This is a genomic window from Nitratireductor mangrovi, from assembly GCF_007922615.2.
GTDB classification, from domain to species: domain Bacteria; phylum Pseudomonadota; class Alphaproteobacteria; order Rhizobiales; family Rhizobiaceae; genus Mangrovimarina; species Mangrovimarina mangrovi.
Genome location: NZ_CP042301.2, coordinates 1,717,758 through 1,737,299, shown reverse-complemented (window position 1 = coordinate 1,737,299; position 19,542 = coordinate 1,717,758). Strand labels below are relative to the sequence as shown.

General features: G+C 64.0%; 18 protein-coding genes. All 18 read left to right on the top strand.

The features are described from left to right. Positions 1-2 precede the first annotated feature (2 nt). The 18 genes from nuoF to FQ775_RS08465 all read left to right on the top strand — a co-directional run bounded on the left by nuoF (position 3) and on the right by FQ775_RS08465 (position 19,001). On the top strand, positions 3-1,307 hold the full coding sequence (gene nuoF, locus FQ775_RS08550) for an NADH-quinone oxidoreductase subunit NuoF (RefSeq protein WP_146301501.1): 1,305 nt from the start codon (positions 3-5) through the stop codon (positions 1,305-1,307). 69 nt (positions 1,308-1,376) lie between these two features. Further along, positions 1,377-2,120: a helix-hairpin-helix domain-containing protein gene (locus FQ775_RS08545; protein ID WP_246730305.1), complete on the top strand. Its 744-nt coding sequence runs from the start codon at positions 1,377-1,379 to the stop codon at positions 2,118-2,120. Positions 2,121-2,182: 62 nt separating this feature from the next. Continuing rightward, positions 2,183-4,264, top strand: a complete 2,082-nt coding sequence (gene nuoG, locus FQ775_RS08540; RefSeq protein WP_146301500.1) for an NADH-quinone oxidoreductase subunit NuoG — start codon at positions 2,183-2,185, stop codon at positions 4,262-4,264. Positions 4,265-4,273: 9 nt separating this feature from the next. Beyond that, positions 4,274-5,320: an NADH-quinone oxidoreductase subunit NuoH gene (nuoH, locus tag FQ775_RS08535; protein WP_146301499.1), complete on the top strand. Its 1,047-nt coding sequence runs from the start codon at positions 4,274-4,276 to the stop codon at positions 5,318-5,320. Beyond that, positions 5,317-5,508 carry a hypothetical protein gene (locus FQ775_RS08530; RefSeq protein ID WP_146301498.1) on the top strand — a complete coding sequence of 64 codons (192 nt, stop codon included), beginning with the start codon at positions 5,317-5,319 and terminating at the stop codon, positions 5,506-5,508. The genes nuoH and FQ775_RS08530 overlap by 4 nt, the downstream gene beginning before the upstream one ends. 3 nt (positions 5,509-5,511) lie before the next feature. Beyond that, positions 5,512-6,003, top strand: coding sequence for an NADH-quinone oxidoreductase subunit NuoI (gene nuoI, locus FQ775_RS08525; RefSeq protein ID WP_146301497.1), 492 nt, complete (start codon positions 5,512-5,514; stop codon positions 6,001-6,003). Positions 6,004-6,120: 117 nt separating this feature from the next. Further along, positions 6,121-6,741, top strand: coding sequence for an NADH-quinone oxidoreductase subunit J (locus FQ775_RS08520; RefSeq protein ID WP_146301496.1), 621 nt, complete (start codon positions 6,121-6,123; stop codon positions 6,739-6,741). A gap of 11 nt (positions 6,742-6,752) precedes the next feature. After that, positions 6,753-7,061: an NADH-quinone oxidoreductase subunit NuoK gene (nuoK, locus tag FQ775_RS08515; protein WP_146301495.1), complete on the top strand. Its 309-nt coding sequence runs from the start codon at positions 6,753-6,755 to the stop codon at positions 7,059-7,061. 10 nt (positions 7,062-7,071) lie between these two features. After that, entirely contained in the window at positions 7,072-9,069 is a 1,998-nt protein-coding gene (gene nuoL, locus FQ775_RS08510) for an NADH-quinone oxidoreductase subunit L (protein ID WP_146301494.1), read from the top strand. Continuing rightward, positions 9,069-10,586, top strand: a complete 1,518-nt coding sequence (locus FQ775_RS08505) for an NADH-quinone oxidoreductase subunit M (protein WP_146301493.1) — start codon at positions 9,069-9,071, stop codon at positions 10,584-10,586. The genes nuoL and FQ775_RS08505 overlap by 1 nt, the downstream gene beginning before the upstream one ends. A 14-nt stretch (positions 10,587-10,600) precedes the next feature. Continuing rightward, a complete protein-coding gene (gene nuoN, locus FQ775_RS08500) occupies positions 10,601-12,040 on the top strand; it encodes an NADH-quinone oxidoreductase subunit NuoN (RefSeq protein ID WP_146301492.1) in 1,440 nt (479 codons plus the stop codon). 3 nt (positions 12,041-12,043) lie between these two features. Continuing rightward, complete coding sequence (locus FQ775_RS08495; protein ID WP_146301491.1) at positions 12,044-12,874, top strand: biotin--[acetyl-CoA-carboxylase] ligase; 831 nt, start codon at positions 12,044-12,046, stop codon at positions 12,872-12,874. A gap of 10 nt (positions 12,875-12,884) precedes the next feature. Then, entirely contained in the window at positions 12,885-14,558 is a 1,674-nt protein-coding gene (locus FQ775_RS08490) for a ribonuclease J (protein ID WP_146301490.1), read from the top strand. Between the two features lie 10 nt (positions 14,559-14,568). Beyond that, on the top strand, positions 14,569-14,973 hold the full coding sequence (mce, locus tag FQ775_RS08485) for a methylmalonyl-CoA epimerase (RefSeq protein WP_146301489.1): 405 nt from the start codon (positions 14,569-14,571) through the stop codon (positions 14,971-14,973). 27 nt (positions 14,974-15,000) lie between these two features. Next, the gene (locus tag FQ775_RS08480) at positions 15,001-15,270 is read left to right on the top strand and encodes a DUF1467 family protein (RefSeq protein ID WP_146301488.1); all 270 of its coding nucleotides are present in this window, start codon (positions 15,001-15,003) and stop codon (positions 15,268-15,270) included. Between the two features lie 439 nt (positions 15,271-15,709). Beyond that, positions 15,710-17,038 (top strand): proline--tRNA ligase, encoded by a 1,329-nt coding sequence (proS, locus tag FQ775_RS08475; RefSeq protein WP_146301487.1) that lies wholly within the window; start codon positions 15,710-15,712, stop codon positions 17,036-17,038. A 53-nt stretch (positions 17,039-17,091) separates the two neighbouring features. Continuing rightward, the gene (locus FQ775_RS08470; protein WP_146302107.1) at positions 17,092-18,318 is read left to right on the top strand and encodes a lipoprotein-releasing ABC transporter permease subunit; all 1,227 of its coding nucleotides are present in this window, start codon (positions 17,092-17,094) and stop codon (positions 18,316-18,318) included. Then, on the top strand, positions 18,318-19,001 hold the full coding sequence (locus FQ775_RS08465; protein ID WP_146302108.1) for an ABC transporter ATP-binding protein: 684 nt from the start codon (positions 18,318-18,320) through the stop codon (positions 18,999-19,001). The genes FQ775_RS08470 and FQ775_RS08465 overlap by 1 nt, the downstream gene beginning before the upstream one ends. Positions 19,002-19,542 lie beyond the last annotated feature (541 nt).

Genomic DNA, 19,542 nt, shown 5'->3' with positions numbered 1-19,542 from the left:
CGATGCTCGCCGACAAGGACCGCATCTTCACCAACATCTACGGTCGCTTCGACACCTCGTTGAAGGGCGCTATGGCGCGCGGCCACTGGGACAACACCAAGGGGCTGATCGAGAAGGGCCGCGACTGGATCATAAGCGAGATGAAGGATTCCGGCCTGCGCGGGCGCGGTGGCGCAGGCTTCCCGACCGGGCTGAAATGGTCCTTCATGCCCAAGCAGTCGGACGGGCGCCCGCATTATCTCGTCGTCAACGCCGACGAATCCGAGCCCGGCACCTGCAAGGATCGCGACATCATGCGCCACGACCCGCACACCCTGGTCGAGGGCTGCCTGATCGCCGGCTTCGCCATGGGCGCGCACGCGGCCTACATCTATGTCCGCGGCGAGTTCATCCGCGAGCGCGAGGCGCTGCAGCGCGCCATCGACGAGGCCTATGACGCCGGCCTCCTGGGCAGGAACAACAAGAATGGCTGGGATTTCGACGTCTATGTCCATCACGGCGCCGGCGCCTATATCTGCGGCGAGGAGACGGCACTGCTCGAGAGCCTCGAAGGCAAGAAAGGCCAGCCGCGGCTGAAGCCGCCGTTCCCCGCCAATGTCGGGCTCTATGGCTGCCCGACGACGGTCAACAATGTCGAATCGATTGCTGTCGCGCCGACCATCCTGCGCCGCGGCGCCGCGTGGTTCTCCTCCTTCGGCCGCCAGAACAATGCCGGCACCAAGCTTTTCTGCATCTCCGGTCACGTGAACAACCCGTGTACAGTCGAGGAGGCGATGTCGATCCCCTTCCGCGAACTGATCGAGGAGCATTGCGGCGGCATCCGCGGCGGCTGGGACAATCTGCTCGCCGTCATTCCCGGCGGCTCCTCGGTGCCGCTGGTGCCGGCGGACCAGATTGCCGATACGCCGATGGATTTCGACGCACTGCGCGACCTGAAGTCGGGTCTCGGCACCGCAGCGGTCATCGTCATGGACAAGTCGACCGACATCGTGAAGGCGATCGCGCGGCTTTCCTATTTCTACAAGCACGAAAGCTGCGGCCAGTGCACGCCGTGCCGCGAGGGCACCGGCTGGATGTGGCGCGTGATGGAACGCCTGGTGCGCGGCGAGGCGCAGAAGCGCGAGATCGACATGCTGCTCGATGTCACCAAGCAGGTCGAGGGCCATACGATCTGTGCGCTGGGCGACGCCGCGGCGTGGCCGATTCAGGGGCTGGTGCGGCATTTCCGCCCCGAGATCGAACGCCGCATCGACGAGTTCACCCGCAACGCCCACCGCGCCCACCCGGCGCTGGTGGCGGCGGAATAGAAAAAGACGTCAGGCACGACCATGGGGGAACGTTCCGGGGGAATGTGGACCAGAACAGGGAGACATCAGATGTCACCGTATTTCATGCCCCATGACACGCTGCCGGATGCAAAGGAAATGGAAGCCGGACTTGAAAGGATGACGCGGGATATTTCTGGCCTGCTGCCGAAGGAGATGCACGGTGCCGCAAACCTGATGGCGCATCCCCTCGCGGCCTCGGCGGCGATGACGGCGTTCGGCATCGGCATTGCCGGGCAGGCGTTCGGTTTGTGGATGGGAACCATGACCGGCTCAATGGAGGCCGCCCGGCGCCTGGCCGAAGCGGGGCTTTCGCGCGATGGCGAGGACGACGAACCCGCCTACAAGGCTCCCAGGTCCACGCGGGTGCGCATGCGCGCTGCGGTCGAAACTTTGGTCACGGACGTCGAGCACGCGGCGGAGGACATCGCCGAAACCAGCGCCCGGGCCGCGCGTGACATCGCCGAGGATACGGTGAAGAGGGTTGCCTCGCCGCGTGGGGAATCGGTGGCGGCGAAACCGGCCCCAATCGCGAAGGCCGAACCCGCGGCGAAAGAGGCGGAAGGGGCCGATGCCGGGACCTCTTCGGCAACGGACGATCTCAAGGCGATTTCAGGCATCGGGCCGAAGCTGGAGCAGGTCCTCAACGATCGCGGCATCCGCACTTACGTACAGATCGCGGCTTTGACCAAGGCGGACATCGCGAAGCTCGACGAGGAGCTCGGCTTCAAGGGCCGCATCGAGCGTGACGACTGGCTGGGGCAGGCGGTGCGGCTTGCTGGAGCCGGCAAGTAAGGAAGACCGGGGCCGCGGCCCCGGGAAAGAAGTAAAGCGGCGCGAGGCGCCGGGGGCACGACATGACGATACTGAAGGTCGACGGCAGGGAAATCGAGGTACCCGACCACTACACGCTGTTGCAGGCGGCGGAGGAGGCGGGAGCCGAGGTGCCGCGCTTCTGTTTCCACGAGCGGCTGTCGATCGCCGGCAATTGCCGCATGTGCCTCGTCGAAGTGAAGGGCGGGCCGCCCAAGCCCGCCGCCTCCTGCGCCATGGGCGTGCGCGATTTGCGCCCGGGCCCCAACGGCGAGCCACCGGAAGTTTTCACCAACACGCCGATGGTGAAGAAGGCGCGCGAGGGGGTGATGGAGTTCCTGCTCATCAACCACCCGCTCGACTGCCCGATATGCGACCAGGGCGGCGAATGCGACCTGCAGGACCAGGCGATGGCCTTCGGTGTCGATTCCTCGCGCTACAAGGAAAACAAGCGCGCCGTCGAGGACAAATATATCGGGCCCCTGGTCAAAACCATCATGACGCGCTGCATCCACTGCACACGCTGCGTGAGGTTCACCACCGAGGTGGCCGGCATTTCCGAACTCGGGCTGATCGGCCGCGGCGAGGATGCCGAGATCACAACCTATCTCGAACAGGCCATGACCTCGGAGCTGCAGGGCAACGTCATCGACCTGTGTCCGGTCGGCGCCCTGACCTCGAAGCCTTACGCCTTCCAGGCGCGGCCTTGGGAGCTTTCAAAGACCGAGTCCATCGACGTCATGGACGCGGTCGGCGCGGCGATCCGGCTCGACACCCGCGGCCGCGAGGTCATGCGTATCCTGCCGCGGGTCAACGAGGCGGTGAACGAGGAGTGGATCTCCGACAAGACCCGCTTCGTGTGGGACGGCATCCGAACCCAGCGGCTCGACCGGCCCTATGTGCGCAGGAACGGGCGCCTTGAGCCAGCTTCGTGGAGTGAGGCCTTCGCTGCGATCAAGGCGAAGGTCGAGGGGATGTCGGGCGACAGAATCGGCGCAATTGCCGGCGATCTGGCCACGGTAGAGGAGATGTTCGCTCTCAAGGAACTGATGGGCTCCCTCGGTTCGCCCAACATCGACTGCCGCCAGGATGGCGCAGCGCTCGATCCCGCCAATGGCCGCGCGAGCTACATCTTCAACCCGACCATCGAAGGCATCGAGAAGGCCGACGCGCTGTTGATTGTCGGCTCCAACCCGCGCTTCGAGGCTTCGGTGCTGAATACTCGTATCCGCAAGCGCTGGCGGATGGGCAATTTCCCGATTGGCGTCATCGGCAACGTCGGCGATCTGCGCTACGACTACGAGATGCTGGGCGCCGGGGCGGAGACGCTCAAGGAACTCGCCGGCGGCACGGGCAAGTTCTTCTCGGTGCTGAAGAAGGCCGAACGCCCTATGATCATCGTCGGGCAGGGCGCGCTGGCCCGCTCCGATGGTGCCACGATCCTTGGCCTCGCAGCCAAGATTGCCGGCGACGTGAAAGCCGTCAGCGGCGACTGGAATGGTTTCGGGGTGCTGCATACGGCAGCGGCGCGTGTTGGCGGGCTCGATCTCGGCTTCGTGCCGGGCAAAGCCGGCAAGAAGGCTGCGGACATGATGGGCGCGCTCGACGTGCTTTTCCTGCTCGGCGCCGATGAGTTCGACATGAACAAGATCGGCGACGCCTTCACCGTCTATGTCGGCAGCCATGGCGATGCCGGCGCGCACCGCGCCGATGTCATCCTGCCGGGCGCGACCTATGCCGAAAAGTCAGGCACCTTTGTCAACACCGAGGGCCGTGTACAAATGACCAACCGCGCCGGCTTCGCGCCTGGCGAGGCCAAGGAGGACTGGGCGATCCTGCGGGCGTTGTCGGACGTGCTGGGCAAGAAACTGCCTTTCGATTCGCTGCAGCAGCTGCGGGCGCAGCTTTACGAGAAATATCCGCATTTCGCCGAGCTCGACCAGATCGCCTCAGGCGAGGCGGCCGATCTGTCGAAGCTTGCGAAGTCCGGAGGCCGCCTCAACAAGAGCCCGTTCGTCTCCGGCGTCGTGGACTTTTACCTTACGAACCCGATCGCCCGCGCTTCGGCCGTGCTTGCGGAATGCTCCGCAATGGCCAGGAGCGGTTTCAAGCAGGCAGCCGAGTAAGGCGGACTTATGGAAACCTTCTTCTCCTTCTACGTGCTGCCGGCGCTGATCATTCTCTTGAAGTCGGTCGTGCTTCTGGTGGTGCTACTAATTCTGGTCGCCTACCTGCTTTATGCCGACCGCAAGGTATGGGCTGCCGTGCAATTGCGCCGCGGGCCCAACGTGGTCGGTCCATGGGGCCTCTTCCAGGCCTTTGCCGACCTTCTGAAGTTCGTCTTCAAGGAACCCGTCATCCCGGCCGGCGCCAACAAGGGCGTGTTCCTGCTGGCGCCACTGGTTTCCGCCGTATTGGCGATGGCGGCGTGGGCGGTCATCCCCGTCGACGAGGGCTGGGCGATCGCCAACATCAATGTCGGCATCCTGTTCGTCTTCGCGATCTCCTCGCTCGAGGTCTATGGCGTCATCATGGGCGGCTGGGCCTCGAACTCGAAATACCCGTTTCTCGGCGCATTGCGCTCTGCTGCGCAGATGGTCTCCTATGAGGTGTCGATCGGCTTCGTGATCATCACCGTGCTCTTGTGCGTAGGCTCTCTGAACCTGACCGACATCGTGCTTTCGCAGCGCGACGGGCTCGGCACCATGGCCGGCCTGCCCAACACCTTCCTCGATTGGCACTGGCTCGGCCTTTTCCCGATGTTCGTCGTGTTCTTCATTTCCGCGCTTGCGGAAACCAACCGACCGCCCTTCGACCTCGTCGAGGCCGAATCGGAACTCGTGGCCGGTCACATGATCGAATATTCCTCCACGCCGTTCCTGCTCTTCTTCCTCGGCGAATATGTCGCCATCGTCTTGATGTGCGCGCTGACGACCATACTTTTCCTGGGAGGATGGCTGCCGCCCTTCGATTTCGCGCCCTTTACATGGGTGCCGGGCGTGATCTGGTTCGTGCTCAAGCTGTGCGCGGTCTTCTTCATGTTCGCCATGGTGAAGGCCTTCGTCCCGCGCTACCGCTACGACCAGCTGATGCGACTCGGCTGGAAGGTGTTCCTGCCGCTGTCGCTGTTCATGGTGGTGGCGACCGCCGCGTTCCTGAAGTTCACCGGGCTGGTGGCATGAGCGCGGGTCTCATCGGCGCATTGGTCGGGCTGGTTGTCGCCGTCGGCGACCTCGTGCTGCTCCGCCTGCTGGCGAGCCGTGTCGAACTGCCTGAGACCAAGCGCGTGTTGAACATTACCGGCCTGAGCCAGCTCGTGCTCTTGCCGGTCGTGGGCTGGTTCGTCGGTCCGCTACTTGCTGGAGAATAGAACATGTCAGCGCTAGCCCAAGCCGCCAAGTCGCTGCTCTTGAAGGAATTCGTCGGCGCCTTCTTCCTGTCGATGCGGCAGTTCTTTTCGCCGAAATACACGATCAATTACCCCTACGAGAAGGGACCGGTGTCGCCGCGCTTCCGCGGTGAGCACGCTTTGAGGCGCTATCCCAACGGCGAGGAGCGCTGTATCGCCTGCAAGCTGTGCGAGGCGATCTGTCCGGCGCAGGCCATCACCATCGAGGCGGGGCCGCGCCGCAATGACGGCACGCGGCGCACGGTGCGCTACGACATCGACATGGTGAAGTGCATCTATTGCGGCTTCTGCCAGGAAGCCTGTCCGGTCGATGCGATCGTGGAGGGGCCGAACTTCGAGTTCGCGACGGAGACGCGCGAGGAGCTCTACTACGACAAGGACAAGCTGCTCGCCAATGGCGACCGCTGGGAACGCGAGATCGCGCGCAACATCGCGCTGGATTCGCCCTACAGGTGACCATTCGACGTGGACGGGCGCTGGCGGCTCGTCTAAGGACAACGCGGTTCCGGCCGGAGGCGGGCGGAACCGGAACCAGGCGGGGCGGGGCCTTGCCGCGGAGATCCGGGGGAACCCATGCTGACAGGACTTGAGGCGATCTTTTTCTACCTGTTCGCCTTTGTCGCGGTCGCGGCGGCCTTCATGGTCATCGCGGCACGCAACCCCGTGCATTCCGTGCTCTACCTGATCCTGACCTTCTTCAACGCCGCCGGGCTGTTCCTGCTCACCGGCGCCGAGTTTCTGGCGATGATCCTGCTCGTCGTCTATGTCGGCGCGGTCGCGGTGCTGTTCCTGTTCGTTGTCATGATGCTCGACGTCGACTTCGCGGAACTGAAGCGCGGCGCACTGCAATACGCGCCGATCGGCGCCCTGGTCGGCCTGATCCTGGCGGCCGAGATCATCGTCGTGGTGGGCGGTTATTCCTTCGCGCCGGAACTGGCGACAGCGGTGGCGAAGCCGACGCCGGCGATCGACGTCAGGCACAACACCGCCGCGCTCGGCGACATCCTCTATACCGACTACATCTATTTCTTCCAGATTGCCGGGCTGGTGCTGCTCGTCGCCATGATCGGCGCGATCGTGCTGACGCTGCGCCACAAGGAAGGCGTCAAGCGGCAGTCGATCCCGGCCCAGGTGGCCCGTACGCCGGAAACGGCGATCGAGGTTGTCGACGTCGAAACCGGACAGGGCATCTGACGGGGAACATCATGACAATCGGCATCGCACATTACCTCACCGTCTCCGCCGTCCTGTTCACGCTCGGCGTGTTCGGCATCTTCCTGAACCGCAAGAACGTCATCATCATCCTGATGTCGGTCGAACTGATCCTGCTTGCCGTCAACATCAACTTCGTCGCGTTCTCGGCGTCGCTGGGGGATCTGGTAGGCCAGGTCTTCGCACTCTTCGTGCTGACGGTCGCGGCCGCCGAAGCGGCCATCGGGCTTGCCATTCTCGTCGTCTTCTTCCGCAACCGTGGCTCGATCGACGTCGAGGACGTCAACATGATGAAGGGCTGACGAGGAAATCATGTACCACGCCATCGTCTTCCTTCCGCTCCTGGGCTTCCTGATCGCCGGCCTGTTCGGCAATTCGATCGGCGCGAAGGCGTCCGAATACGTCACGTCAGGCTTCCTGGTCGTCTCGGCCGTCCTGTCGTGGATCGCCTTCTTCTCGGTCGGCTTCGGCGACACCGAGGTTTTCACCGTTCCGGTGCTGCGCTTCATCCAGTCGGGGGCGCTCGACGTCGAATGGGCGTTCCGCGTCGACACGCTGACGGTGGTCATGCTGGTCGTGGTCAACACGGTGTCGGCGCTGGTGCACATCTATTCGATCGGCTACATGCACCACGATCCGCACCGGCCGCGCTTCTTTGCCTATCTGTCGCTGTTCACCTTCGCCATGCTAATGCTGGTGACGTCGGACAATCTGGTGCAGATGTTCTTCGGCTGGGAGGGCGTCGGCCTCGCCTCCTACCTGCTGATCGGCTTCTGGTACAAGAAGCCGTCGGCCAATGCCGCCGCCATCAAGGCCTTCGTCGTCAACCGGGTCGGCGATTTCGGCTTCGCGCTCGGCATCTTCGGCGTCTTCGTGCTGTTCGGTTCGGTCAATCTCGGCACCATCTTCGCCAACACCGCCGCCTTCATGCCGGTGGCCGAAGGCGGGGAGAGCGCCGCTCAGGCCGAGCCGGTGCTCAACTTCCTCGGTTACCAGCTCGACCATCACGCCGCGCTGACCGTGGTCTGCCTGCTCCTGTTCATGGGCGCGATGGGCAAGTCGGCGCAGGTGCCGCTGCACACCTGGCTGCCCGACGCCATGGAAGGTCCGACGCCGGTCTCGGCGCTGATCCACGCCGCGACGATGGTGACGGCCGGCGTGTTCATGGTGGCGCGGCTGTCGCCGCTGTTCGAACTCTCGCACACGGCGCTGCTGGTGGTGACCTTCATCGGCGCCTTCACAGCCTTCTTCGCCGCGACCGTTGGCCTGGTACAGAACGACATCAAGCGGGTGATCGCCTATTCGACCTGCTCGCAGCTCGGCTACATGTTCGTCGCCATCGGCCTCGGCTTCTATTCGGCCGCGATCTTCCACCTGTTCACCCATGCCTTCTTCAAGGCGCTGCTCTTCCTCGGCTCGGGCTCGGTCATCCACGCCGTTTCCGACGAGCAGGACATGCGCAAGATGGGCGGGCTGAGGAAGCTCATCCCCTACACCTACTGGATGATGATCATCGGCACGCTGGCACTGACCGGCGTCGGCATTCCGGCGACGATCCTCGGGACAGCCGGCTTCTTCTCCAAGGACGCCATCATCGAGGGCGCGTTCGTCGGCCACAACGCCATGGCCACCATCGCCTTCGCCATGCTGGTGGTGGCGGCGGTCTTCACCAGCTTCTATTCTTGGCGGCTGATCTTCATGACCTTCCACGGCAAGCCGCGGGCGTCGGCCGACGTCATGCACCATGTGCATGAATCGCCGATGGTCATGCTGGTGCCGCTTTTCATCCTCGCGGCCGGAGCGCTTCTTGCCGGCGTGATCTTCCACGAGTTCTTCATCGGCCACGACTACGATCACTTCTGGAAGGGCGCACTCTTCACGCTGCCGGAAAACCACATCCTTCACGATTTCCACGAAGTGCCGCTCTGGGTGAAGCTGTCGCCCTTCGCGGCCATGCTGCTCGGCCTCGGCGTCGCCTACCAGTTCTATATCCGCTCGCCGGAGACGCCCAAGCAACTCGCCGCACAGCATCGCGGCCTCTATGCCTTCCTGCTCAACAAGTGGTACTTCGACGAGCTCTACGACTTCCTGTTCGTCAATCCGGCCAAGCGCCTCGGCCGCTTCCTGTGGAAGACCGGGGACGGCGCCATCATTGACGGGCTCGGCCCGGACGGCATTTCGGCGCGTGTGGTCGACGTGACCAACCGCGTGGTCAAGCTGCAGTCCGGCTACCTCTACCACTACGCCTTCGCGATGCTGATCGGCGTCGCCGCCCTCGTGACCTGGATGATGCTGGGGAACAGCTTCTGATGACTGAATGGCCGATCCTCTCCACGGTCACCTTCCTGCCGCTGGTCGGCGCGTTCCTGATCCTGATGATCCGGGACGAGGGGGCTGCCGCGCGGCGCAACATCCGCAACGTGGCGCTGTTCACGACCGCCTTCACCTTCCTGTTGTCGCTGTTCATCTGGGCCGGCTTCGACAATGCCAATCCCGGCTTCCAGATGGTCGAGAAGACCGAGTGGCTCGGTGGCGGGATCTCCTACCACATGGGCGTAGACGGCATCTCGATGCTGTTCGTCATCCTGACCACGTTCCTGATGCCGCTCTGCATCCTGGCGTCATGGCAGTCGGTCGAGAAGCGCGTGAAGGAGTACATGATCTCCTTCCTGATCCTGGAAACGCTGATGATCGGCGTCTTCTGCGCGCTCGACATCGTGCTTTTCTACGTGTTCTTCGAGGCCGGCCTGATCCCGATGTTCATCATCATCGGGGTCTGGGGGGGCAAGAGGCGCGTCTACGCCTCGTTCAAGTTCTTCCTCTACACGCTGCTCGGCTCGGTGCTGATGCTGCTCGCCGTGATGGCCATGTACTGGCAGGCCGGCACCACCGACATCCCGACGCTGCTAACCCACAGTTTCCCGGCCACGATGCAATCCTGGCTGTGGATCGCCTTCTTCGCCTCCTTCGCGGTCAAGATGCCGATGTGGCCGGTCCATACCTGGCTGCCAGACGCCCATGTCGAGGCGCCGACGGCGGGCTCGGTCATCCTGGCCGGCATCCTGTTGAAAATGGGCGGTTACGGCTTCCTGCGTTTCTCGCTGCCGATGTTTCCGCTGGCCTCGGCCGATTTCGCGCCCTTCGTCTTCGCGCTCTCGGTGGTGGCCATCATCTACACCTCGCTGGTGGCGCTGATGCAGGAGGACATCAAGAAACTGATCGCCTATTCCTCGGTCGCCCATATGGGCTACGTGACGATGGGAATCTTCGCGCTCAACCAGGAAGGTATCCAGGGCGGCATCTTCCAGATGCTGTCACACGGCCTCGTCTCGGGCGCACTGTTCCTGTGCGTTGGCGTCGTCTACGACCGCATGCACACGCGCGAGATCGCCGCTTATGGCGGGCTGGTCAACAACATGCCCAAATACGCGGTCGTGTTCCTGATCTTCACCATGGCCAATGTCGGCCTGCCGGGAACGTCGGGTTTCATCGGCGAGTTCCTGACCTTGCTCGGCATCTTCAAGGTCAACACCTGGGTCGCGTTCCTGGCCACCACCGGCGTCATCCTGTCGGCGGCTTATGCGCTGTGGCTCTATCGGCGTGTCGTCTTCGGCGCGCTGACCAAGGAGAGCCTGAAAGGCATGCTCGACCTCTCGACCCGCGAAAAGGTGGTCATCTACCCGCTGGTGCTTTTCGTGATCTTCTTCGGTGTCTACCCGGCGCCGGTCTTCGATGCGACGGCGGCCTCGGTCGAGGCGCTGGTCAACAACGTCACCGCCTCGATCGAGGCGGCGCGTCCGGCCGCCGCGGCGGCGCTGGCGCAGTAGGGGCTGAGTGAACCATGTCGGCTGAACTTTCCCAGAGCCTGATCCTCGCCACGCCCGAACTGATCCTCGCTGTCGCCGCGATGGTGCTGCTGATGATCGGCGTCTTCAGCGACGAGCGCTCGAACACGCTCGTCACCGGCCTGTCCGTCGCCGTGCTGATCGGCGTCACGGCGTGGATGCTGTTCTTCGGTCAGGACGGCCAGGCCTTCGAGGATGCCTTCGTCAGCGACCCGTTCGCCCGCTTCATGAAGTTCCTGACCTTTGCCGGCGCCATCCTGACGCTGATCATGTCGGTCGGTTTCGCCAAGGCAGAGAAATTCGACAAGTTCGAGTTCCCGGTGCTGATCATGCTGGCGACGCTCGGGATGGCGCTGATGATCTCGGCCAACGACATGATCGCGCTCTATCTCGGGCTCGAACTGCAGTCGCTGGCGCTTTACGTCATCGCCGCGATCAACCGCGACAATGTGCGCTCGACCGAGGCGGGGCTGAAATATTTCGTCCTCGGAGCGTTGTCGTCGGGCATGCTGCTTTACGGCATGTCGCTGGTCTACGGCTATACCGGCCATACCGGCTTCGACGAGATCGCGTCGGCACTGTCGGATGGCGAACGCCAGCTCGGCCTGATCTTCGGGCTCGTCTTCGTGCTCGCCGGGCTTGCCTTCAAGATCTCGGCGGTGCCGTTCCACATGTGGACGCCCGACGTCTATGAGGGCGCGCCGACGCCCGTGACCGCCTTCTTCGCCGCGGCGCCGAAGATGGCGGCGATGGCGCTGGTGGTACGAGTCACCGTCGGCGCGTTCGAGCCGGTGGCCGCCGACTGGCAGCAGATCATCGTCTTCATCGCCATTGCCTCCATGACCCTCGGGGCCTTCGCCGCGATCGGCCAGCGCAATATCAAGCGGCTGATGGCCTATTCCTCGATCGGCCATATGGGTTACGCGCTGGTTGGCCTTGCCGCCAACACCGAGGCCGGCGTGCGCGGCGTGGTCATCTACATGCTGATCTATCTGGTGATGACGCTCGGCACCTTTGCCTTCATCCTGGCCATGCGGCGCAAGGACGGCAATGTCGAGCAGATCGACGAACTCTCGGGGCTGTCTGCGACCAACCCGGTGATGGCGACGATTCTGACGATCCTGATGTTCTCGCTCGCCGGCATCCCGCCGCTCGCGGGCTTCTGGGGGAAGTGGTACGTCTTCCTCGCCGCGATCGACGCGGAACTGTACGCGCTGGCCGTCATCGGCGTGCTCGCTTCGGTGGTCGGTGCCTACTATTATCTCAGGATCATCAAGATCATGTGGTTCGACGAACCAGTCGGCGGCGGCTTCGTGCCGATGGCCGGGGAGTTGCGCCTGGTTCTGGGGCTTTCCGGCGCCTTCGTGCTGTTCTACGTGCTGATCGGCGGGCCGATCGGAACGATGGCCGAGGCCGCGGCAGGGACGTTCTTCTGATCGATGGCTTTCGCGCTCGCGCCCACGGCGGCCGCGGCGGGCTACCGCGTCGAGTCCTTCGACACGATCGGCTCCACCAATGCGGCGGCGCTGGAGCGGGCCCGGGCTGGTGGCGCGGGTCGAACCTGGTTTGTGTCGAAGCGTCAGGAAAGCGGCCGCGGCCGGCGCGGGCGGGCCTGGGTCGCCGCCGATGGCAATCTTGCCGCGACGCTGCTTCTGGTTGACTGTTGTCCCCTGCCGGTCGCTGCAACGCTCGGTTTCGTCGCCGGTCTGGCAATGGGCGAGGCGCTGGAAGCTACGGCGCCCGGCGCGCGCATCGCCATAGGCACGGACGGTGCCGACAACCGCGCCGCACGCATGCGCTTCCAGCTCAAGTGGCCGAACGATGTCCTTGCCGGCGGCGCCAAGCTGGCTGGCATCCTGCTGGAATCGACCTTGCTCGGCGACAAGAGTTTTGCCGTCGCGATCGGAATCGGCGTCAACGTCGTCGACCACCCGCGCGACGTTCCCTTTCCGGCGACGTCGCTTAATGCCCTCGGCTCGGAATGCGATGCCGAAACGCTGTTCCTCGCACTCTCCGACGCCTGGGTCGAGACAGAGCGGCTATGGGACGGGGGCAGGGGGCTTGCCGCCATACGCAACCGCTGGATCGATCGTGCCGCCGGGCTTGGCGGTGAGGTGGCAGTGCGCATCGATGGCGAGATCGTGCGCGGCACCTTCGCGACCATCGATGCCGATTGCCACTTTGTGCTTCGTGACCGCCACGGTAGACAGTTGAAGATCGCCGCCGGCGACGTGCATTTCGGGGCTATCGCCTCGGCGGCGGCCATCTGAGGGGGTAGACATGGCGAAAACGGAAAAGAACGAACTTGTCTTCCTGCCGCTGGGTGGCGTCGGCGAGATCGGCATGAACTTCGCGCTCTACGGCTACGGCCCGCCGCATGCGCGCGAGTGGATCGTCGTCGACTGCGGCGTCACGTTTCCGGGGCCGGACCTGCCGGGCGCCGATCTTGTCCTGCCCGATATCGACTTCATCGCCGGGCAGAAGGACCGGCTGCGCGGCATCGTCATCACCCATGCCCACGAGGACCATTACGGCGCGCTGCTCGACCTGTGGCCGCGGCTCGGCGGCAAGGTCTGGATGACGCCGTTCGCGGCCGGGCTGCTGGAGGCGAAGCGTCAGTCCGAGCCGGGTCAGCAGCCGGATATTCCGGTCGAGATCTATCATGCCGGCGAGCGCTTCAGCGTCGGGCCGTTCGAGATCGAGGCCGTGTCGGTGACGCACTCGATCCCGGAACCGGTATCGCTTGCGATCACCTCGCCGCTCGGCACCTTCATCCACACAGGTGACTGGAAGCTCGATCCGGCGCCGACGATCGGCCAAAAGACCGACGAGGCGCGTTTCCGAGCACTGGGCGAGGCCGGCGTTCTGGCCCTGATCTGCGATTCCACCAACGCCATGCGCGAAGGCGAGTCGCCCTCCGAGGAAGCTGTCGGCGAGGGCCTGCGCGAACTGATCGAAAAGGCCGAGGGCAGGGTGGCCGTCACCACCTTTTCCTCCAATGTCGGCCGGATCCGTTCCGTCGCCGAGGCCGCGCGGGATGCCGGTCGCAAGGTCATGGTTCTTGGGCGTTCGCTGAAGCGCGTCATCGATGTCGCGACCGAACTTGGTTATCTCGACGGGCTGCCCGGCTTCGTTGACGAGGAGGATTACGGCTTCATCGCGCGTGAAGAACTGGTCATCCTGTGTACCGGCAGCCAAGGCGAGCCGCGCGCGGCGCTTGCCAAGCTGGCGCGCGACGAGATGCGCAATGTGGCGCTCGCGCCCGGCGATATGGTGATCTATTCCTCGCGCACCATCCCCGGCAACGAAAAGCCGATCCTGGAGACCAAGAACCTCCTGATCGAGCAAGGGATCAGGATCATCGAGGATGGTGACGCGCTGGTTCACGTCTCCGGCCACCCGCGCCGCAACGAACTGAAGCGCATGTACGAGTGGGTGAAGCCGCAGATCGTGGTGCCGGTCCATGGCGAGGCCGCGCACCTCGTGGCGCATGGCTCACTCGCCGCGATGAGCGGCGTGCCGCGAGTGTGTCAGGTGCGCAACGGCGACATGCTGCGCCTGGCGCCGGGGGCAGCGGAGATCGTCGATCAGGTGGAGGCAGGCCGCGTCTACAAGGACGGCTATGTCATCGGCAGCGAGACCGCGGTCGGCATCCGAGACCGGCGCAAGCTTTCCTATGTCGGCCACGTCGCCGTCAATGTCGTGCTCGACGATCGCTGGGAACTGGCCGGTGACCCGGACCTCGTCGCCTATGGCGTGCCGCGCGAGGACCGCGACGGCGAGGCACTGGAGGACCTGATGCTGGACGCGGCGGCGGGAGCGGTCGACTCGATCCCGCGCGCAAGGCGCAAGGACCTGGACCTCGTCCAGGAAGCCGTTCGCCGCGCGGTGCGCAACGCTGCTCGCGACGCCTGGGGCAAGAAGCCGGTCGTGACCGTGTTCGTGACGCGTTGAGGACCAAGAGATGCTCGGAAGACTGAACCACGTCGCCATCGCCGTGCCGGACCTTGCCGCCGCAACCGCGACCTATCGCGACACGCTCGGCGCCAAGGTATCGCAGCCGCAGGCGTTGGCGGAGCACGGGGTGACGGTCGTCTTCGTCGATCTCGGCAACACCAAGGTCGAACTGCTCGAGCCGCTCGGCGAGACGTCCCCGATCGCCGGATTCCTTGCCAAGAACCCGTCCGGTGGCATGCACCACATCTGCTACGAGGTCGACGACATCATTGCCGCGCGTGACCGGCTGGCCGGCGAGGGCGCGCGCGTGCTGGGCGACGGCGAGCCGAAGACCGGCGCGCACGGCAAGCCGGTCTTGTTCCTGCATCCGAAGGATTTCGTCGGCACGCTTGTCGAACTGGAACAGGCGTGAGGCCGGCGGCATGACGGAGCGAATGCGATGAGCTGGATCTCCGGCGCGGCGATCTTCTTCATCATCTGGTGGGTGGTGCTGTTCGCGGTCCTGCCGATCGGTCTCAGGACCCAGGATGACGACAACGACGTGACGCTGGGCACGACGCCGAGCGCGCCGCGCGGCCCGCACGTCTTGCGCGCCATGCTGCTGGCGACCGTCGCCGCGGCGATGGTCTTTGGCGTGCTCTATGTTGTTACAAAACAGCTCGGCTTCAGCTTCGAAGACCTGCCGCAGATCGTCCCCAATTTCGACTGAAGCCGGCTCACGTTCTGGCTGAAGGTTGGTAGCCAAACATCTGATTGCACAAAAAAAATGCAAGGCCGAAGCCTTGCAGTTTTATCACGCGTCCGATCTGTTTCCGGTGTCCGGCGGCAGCGGATTATCGCGCCTAGATCGCATCCTCCCAAGACTTTGACCGCGCAGGAGAGCGGTTTCGATTTCCACTCCCTCTTTATGCGCGGGAACACTAGCCTAACGGTCATCGCGATGTCACGATTTTTTTTGCTTCGAAACGGACAATCCTGTGCTGCATTGCACAATCACGCGGCACCGGCAGCCTGCTTGGCAGGCACTCGCGCGGCGGCGATCGGTCGGGTTTCCAACATGCCTTGAAATGGCTATGAAGCGCGGGCAGATCAGCCGGCACCGTCGGCCGATTCCGGCAGCGTGTTTCATCCTCTCAGCGGAAGCCTTCATGCGAGCGTCGCGTTATTTCCTGCCCATCCTCAAAGAGAATCCGCGCGAGGCCGAGATCGTCTCGCACCGGCTCATGCTCAGGGCCGGCATGATCCGCCAGCAGGGGCAGGGTTCGTTCTCCTGGCTGCCGCTCGGCAAGCGGGTGCTCGACAAGGTGTGCGCCATCATCCGCGAGGAGCAGAACCGCGCCGGTGCGCTGGAGATCCTGATGCCGACGATCCAGTCCGCCGAGCTCTGGCGCGAAAGCGGCCGCTATGACGATTACGGCAAGGAGATGCTTCGCATTCAGGATCGCGGCGAACGCGACATGCTCTACGGTCCCACCAATGAGGAGATGGTGACCGACATCTTCAGGTCCTACGTGAAGAGCTACAAGGACCTGCCGCTCAACCTCTATCATATCCAGTGGAAGTACCGCGACGAGGTGCGCCCGCGCTTCGGCGTCATGCGTTCGCGCGAGTTCCTGATGAAGGACGCCTATTCCTTCGACCTCGACTATGAAGGCGCCAGAGCGGCCTACAACCGCATGTTCGTCTCCTATCTGCGCACGTTCACGCGCATGGGATTGAAGGCAATTCCGATGCGCGCCGAGACCGGGCCGATCGGTGGCGATCTCTCCCACGAATTCATCATCCTGGCCGATACCGGCGAAAGCCAGGTTTTCTGCCACAAGGACTTCCTGTCCCTCGACGTGCCGGGGGAGGATGTCGACTTCACCGATGACGCGGAGATCGGCGGCATCGTACGCAACTGGACGACGCCATACGCCGCGACCGACGACATGCACGACGACAAGGCCTGGGACGCGATCGCCGAGGGCGAGCGCCTGTCGGCGCGCGGCATCGAGGTCGGGCACATCTTCCATTTCGGAGAAAAGTACTCCAAGCCGATGGGCGCCTCGGTGACCGGCCCAGACGGCAAGGAGCATTTCGTCTCGATGGGCTCATACGGGATCGGCCCGAGCCGGCTGATCGCCGCCATCATCGAGGCAAGCCATGACGAGGCCGGCATCATCTGGCCGGAAAGCGTGGCACCGTTCGATATCGGGCTGATCAACATGAAGCCCGGCGATGCCGAGTGCGATCGCATCTGTGCCGAGTTGGAGCAGGCCTACGAGAAATCGGGCGTCAGCGTGCTTTACGACGACACGGACCAGCGGGCCGGCGCGAAGTTCGCCACCATGGATCTGATAGGCATTCCCTGGCAGGTGATCGTGGGGCCGCGCGGGGCAGCAGCCGGCGAGGTCGAGGTCAAGCGTCGCGCCACCGGCGAGCGCCACAACAAGCCGATCGCCGAGGTGCTTGCGGCTACCGGAGCCGGTGCGTGAGCGAAACGGCGAACATCCGCGCCGGCGCCGGGCCGTTTTCGACCTTCGAGCGCATGGTCGCCTGGCGTTACCTGCGATCCAGGCGCAAGGAGACGGTAATCTCCGTCATCGCGTCGATCTCCTTCATCGGCATCATGCTGGGCGTGGCCACGCTGATCATCGTGATGGCGGTGATGAACGGGTTTCGCGCCGAACTTCTGACCCGCATCCTCGGGGTCAACGGGCACCTGATCGTACAGCCGATCGATCGTCCGCTCGATGACTATGCGGAGGTTGCCGCGCGCATCAACGAGGTCGACGGGGTGCACTACGCCATCCCGCTGGTGGAAGGCCAGGTGCTGGCTTCCGGCAGTGTCGGCCGGGGCACCGGAGCGCTCGTCCGCGGACTGCGCGAGGAAGACCTGCGCAAGATGGAACTGGTGGCCGGCAATATCCGCAACGGAACACTCGACGGCTTCGACGCGGGCGAGGGCGTGGTGATCGGCGTGCGCATGGCCGAGACGCTGGGGCTCGCCGTCGGCGATGCCATCACGCTGACGTCGCCGGAGGGTGACGTGACGCCGTTCGGCACCGTGGCGCGGCAGAAGGCTTATCCGGTCACCGCGATCTACCAGGTCGGCATGTCGGAATATGACGCGACCATCGCCTTCCTCGCGCTCTCGGAGGCGCAACTCTATTTCAACTTCGAGGGCCGTGCGCAGACGATCGAGATCTTTGTCGACAATCCGGATGCCATTGATGAGTTGAAGGAGCCGATCGAGACAGCGGCGCGGCGCCAGCTCTTTCTGACCGACTGGCGCCAGCGCAACCAGACCTTCTTTTCCGCGCTCGAGGTCGAGCGCAACGTCATGTTCATGATCCTGACGCTGATCGTGCTGGTCGCCGCTCTGAATATCATCTCCGGGCTCATCATGCTGGTGAAGGACAAGGGCCACGACATCGCGATCCTGCGCACCATGGGCGCGACGCGCTCTGCGGTGATGCGCATCTTCATGATGACGGGCGCGGCGATCGGCATCACCGGCACCGTCGCCGGCGTCGTGCTTGGCCTGCTTGTGTGCCTCAACGTTGAATCGATCCGTCAGTTCTTTTCATGGCTGTCGGGTGCAACGCTGTTCGATCCGGAACTCTATTTCCTAAGCCGGCTACCGGCGAAGATGGATGCCAGTGAGACCATTTCAGTGATCGTGATGGCGCTGGTCCTGTCCTTCATCGCCACCATCTTCCCCGCCTGGCGTGCCGCGCGGCTCGATCCCGTCGAAGCCCTGAGGTACGAATGATGGATGCCGAAGGCGTGCTGGTGCTGAAGGGCGTCGAGCGGCGCTACCAGCAGGGGTCTAAGACGCTCGTCATCCTGAACGGCGCCGAGTTTGTGTTGAGGGCTGGCGAGATGGTCGCGCTGGTGGCGCCGTCGGGTGCCGGCAAGTCGACTCTCTTGCACACCGCCGGCCTGCTCGAACGCCCGGACGGTGGCGACGTGATCCTCAACGGCCGCGCCTGTGGCCGGCTCGGCGACGACGAACGCACCGCCATCCGGCGCAACGACATCGGCTTTGTCTACCAGTTTCATCATCTGCTGCCGGAATTCTCGGCACTGGAAAACATCATGATGCCGCAACTCGTTCACGGGTTGAGCGTCAAGGAAGCCAGCGACCGGGCCATGCAACTGCTCGACTACATGAAGATCGGCAAGCGTGCTCAGCACCGACCGTCCGAACTCTCGGGCGGCGAACAGCAGCGTGTCGCCATCGCTCGCGCGGTCGCCAATGCGCCGCTGGTGCTTCTGGCGGACGAGCCGACCGGCAATCTCGACCCGGTGACGGCCTCCTATGTCTTCGATGCGCTGGAGGCGCTGGTGCGGCATTCCGGCCTCGCCGCGCTGATCGCCACCCACAACCATGACCTCGCGCAGCGCATGGACCGGCGCGTGACGCTGGCGGACGGCAAGATCACCAGCTTCTGAAGCTGGGCGTCCTCGCGTAGCCGCCCAGGGCACGCACGGCGCCCCCGCAGCCGGCTCCGCGACAGCGACGTTCGCCATTAACGAACGATTTACCTCAAATGTCAGCAGGCGGCATGTTCGCGTTTGCGATGCCTTGCGGTGAGAACATAAATAGAACAAGATAGGAACATAACGAAATCGGAGAGACCATCATGACCGAGATGCTGCAGGATGTCGCCGCCCTGGTTTCCATGAGCGTGTTCATCGTCTCGCTGGCCATGTGGATCGGCGCCTATTGAGGTGCCGCTGTCGAGACATGCGTGACGGGCTGCGTTAAGCCTTTCTTCGATCAGCCGGACCTAGTTTGCGCGGGCAATTGGAGCGTTTCCGTTGTCCGCGTTCATGATCGCCATCGTTGTCGGCGCCAATCTCGGCCTGATCTTCCTGCTGCTGGCCGTGCCGCTTGGGCGGCGCACGCTGGTGGCGTCGGTGAGTATCGATTGCAGCCAGGCGAAGGCATGGAACGCGCTGTGGCCGCTTGGCGATGACGCGTCCTGGTCGG

Bases quoted from the DNA above. Each gene is read 5' to 3' on its own strand.
- nuoF (WP_146301501.1), top strand. From the start codon at position 3: ATGCTCGCCGACAAGGACCGCATCTTCACCAACATCTACGGTCGCTTC.
- FQ775_RS08545 (WP_246730305.1), top strand. From the start codon at position 1,377: ATGTCACCGTATTTCATGCCCCATGACACGCTGCCGGATGCAAAGGAA.
- nuoG (WP_146301500.1), top strand. From the start codon at position 2,183: ATGACGATACTGAAGGTCGACGGCAGGGAAATCGAGGTACCCGACCAC.
- nuoH (WP_146301499.1), top strand. From the start codon at position 4,274: ATGGAAACCTTCTTCTCCTTCTACGTGCTGCCGGCGCTGATCATTCTC.
- FQ775_RS08530 (WP_146301498.1), top strand. From the start codon at position 5,317: ATGAGCGCGGGTCTCATCGGCGCATTGGTCGGGCTGGTTGTCGCCGTC.
- nuoI (WP_146301497.1), top strand. From the start codon at position 5,512: ATGTCAGCGCTAGCCCAAGCCGCCAAGTCGCTGCTCTTGAAGGAATTC.
- FQ775_RS08520 (WP_146301496.1), top strand. From the start codon at position 6,121: ATGCTGACAGGACTTGAGGCGATCTTTTTCTACCTGTTCGCCTTTGTC.
- nuoK (WP_146301495.1), top strand. From the start codon at position 6,753: ATGACAATCGGCATCGCACATTACCTCACCGTCTCCGCCGTCCTGTTC.
- nuoL (WP_146301494.1), top strand. From the start codon at position 7,072: ATGTACCACGCCATCGTCTTCCTTCCGCTCCTGGGCTTCCTGATCGCC.
- FQ775_RS08505 (WP_146301493.1), top strand. From the start codon at position 9,069: ATGACTGAATGGCCGATCCTCTCCACGGTCACCTTCCTGCCGCTGGTC.
- nuoN (WP_146301492.1), top strand. From the start codon at position 10,601: ATGTCGGCTGAACTTTCCCAGAGCCTGATCCTCGCCACGCCCGAACTG.
- FQ775_RS08495 (WP_146301491.1), top strand. From the start codon at position 12,044: ATGGCTTTCGCGCTCGCGCCCACGGCGGCCGCGGCGGGCTACCGCGTC.
- FQ775_RS08490 (WP_146301490.1), top strand. From the start codon at position 12,885: ATGGCGAAAACGGAAAAGAACGAACTTGTCTTCCTGCCGCTGGGTGGC.
- mce (WP_146301489.1), top strand. From the start codon at position 14,569: ATGCTCGGAAGACTGAACCACGTCGCCATCGCCGTGCCGGACCTTGCC.
- FQ775_RS08480 (WP_146301488.1), top strand. From the start codon at position 15,001: ATGAGCTGGATCTCCGGCGCGGCGATCTTCTTCATCATCTGGTGGGTG.
- proS (WP_146301487.1), top strand. From the start codon at position 15,710: ATGCGAGCGTCGCGTTATTTCCTGCCCATCCTCAAAGAGAATCCGCGC.
- FQ775_RS08470 (WP_146302107.1), top strand. From the start codon at position 17,092: ATGGTCGCCTGGCGTTACCTGCGATCCAGGCGCAAGGAGACGGTAATC.
- FQ775_RS08465 (WP_146302108.1), top strand. From the start codon at position 18,318: ATGGATGCCGAAGGCGTGCTGGTGCTGAAGGGCGTCGAGCGGCGCTAC.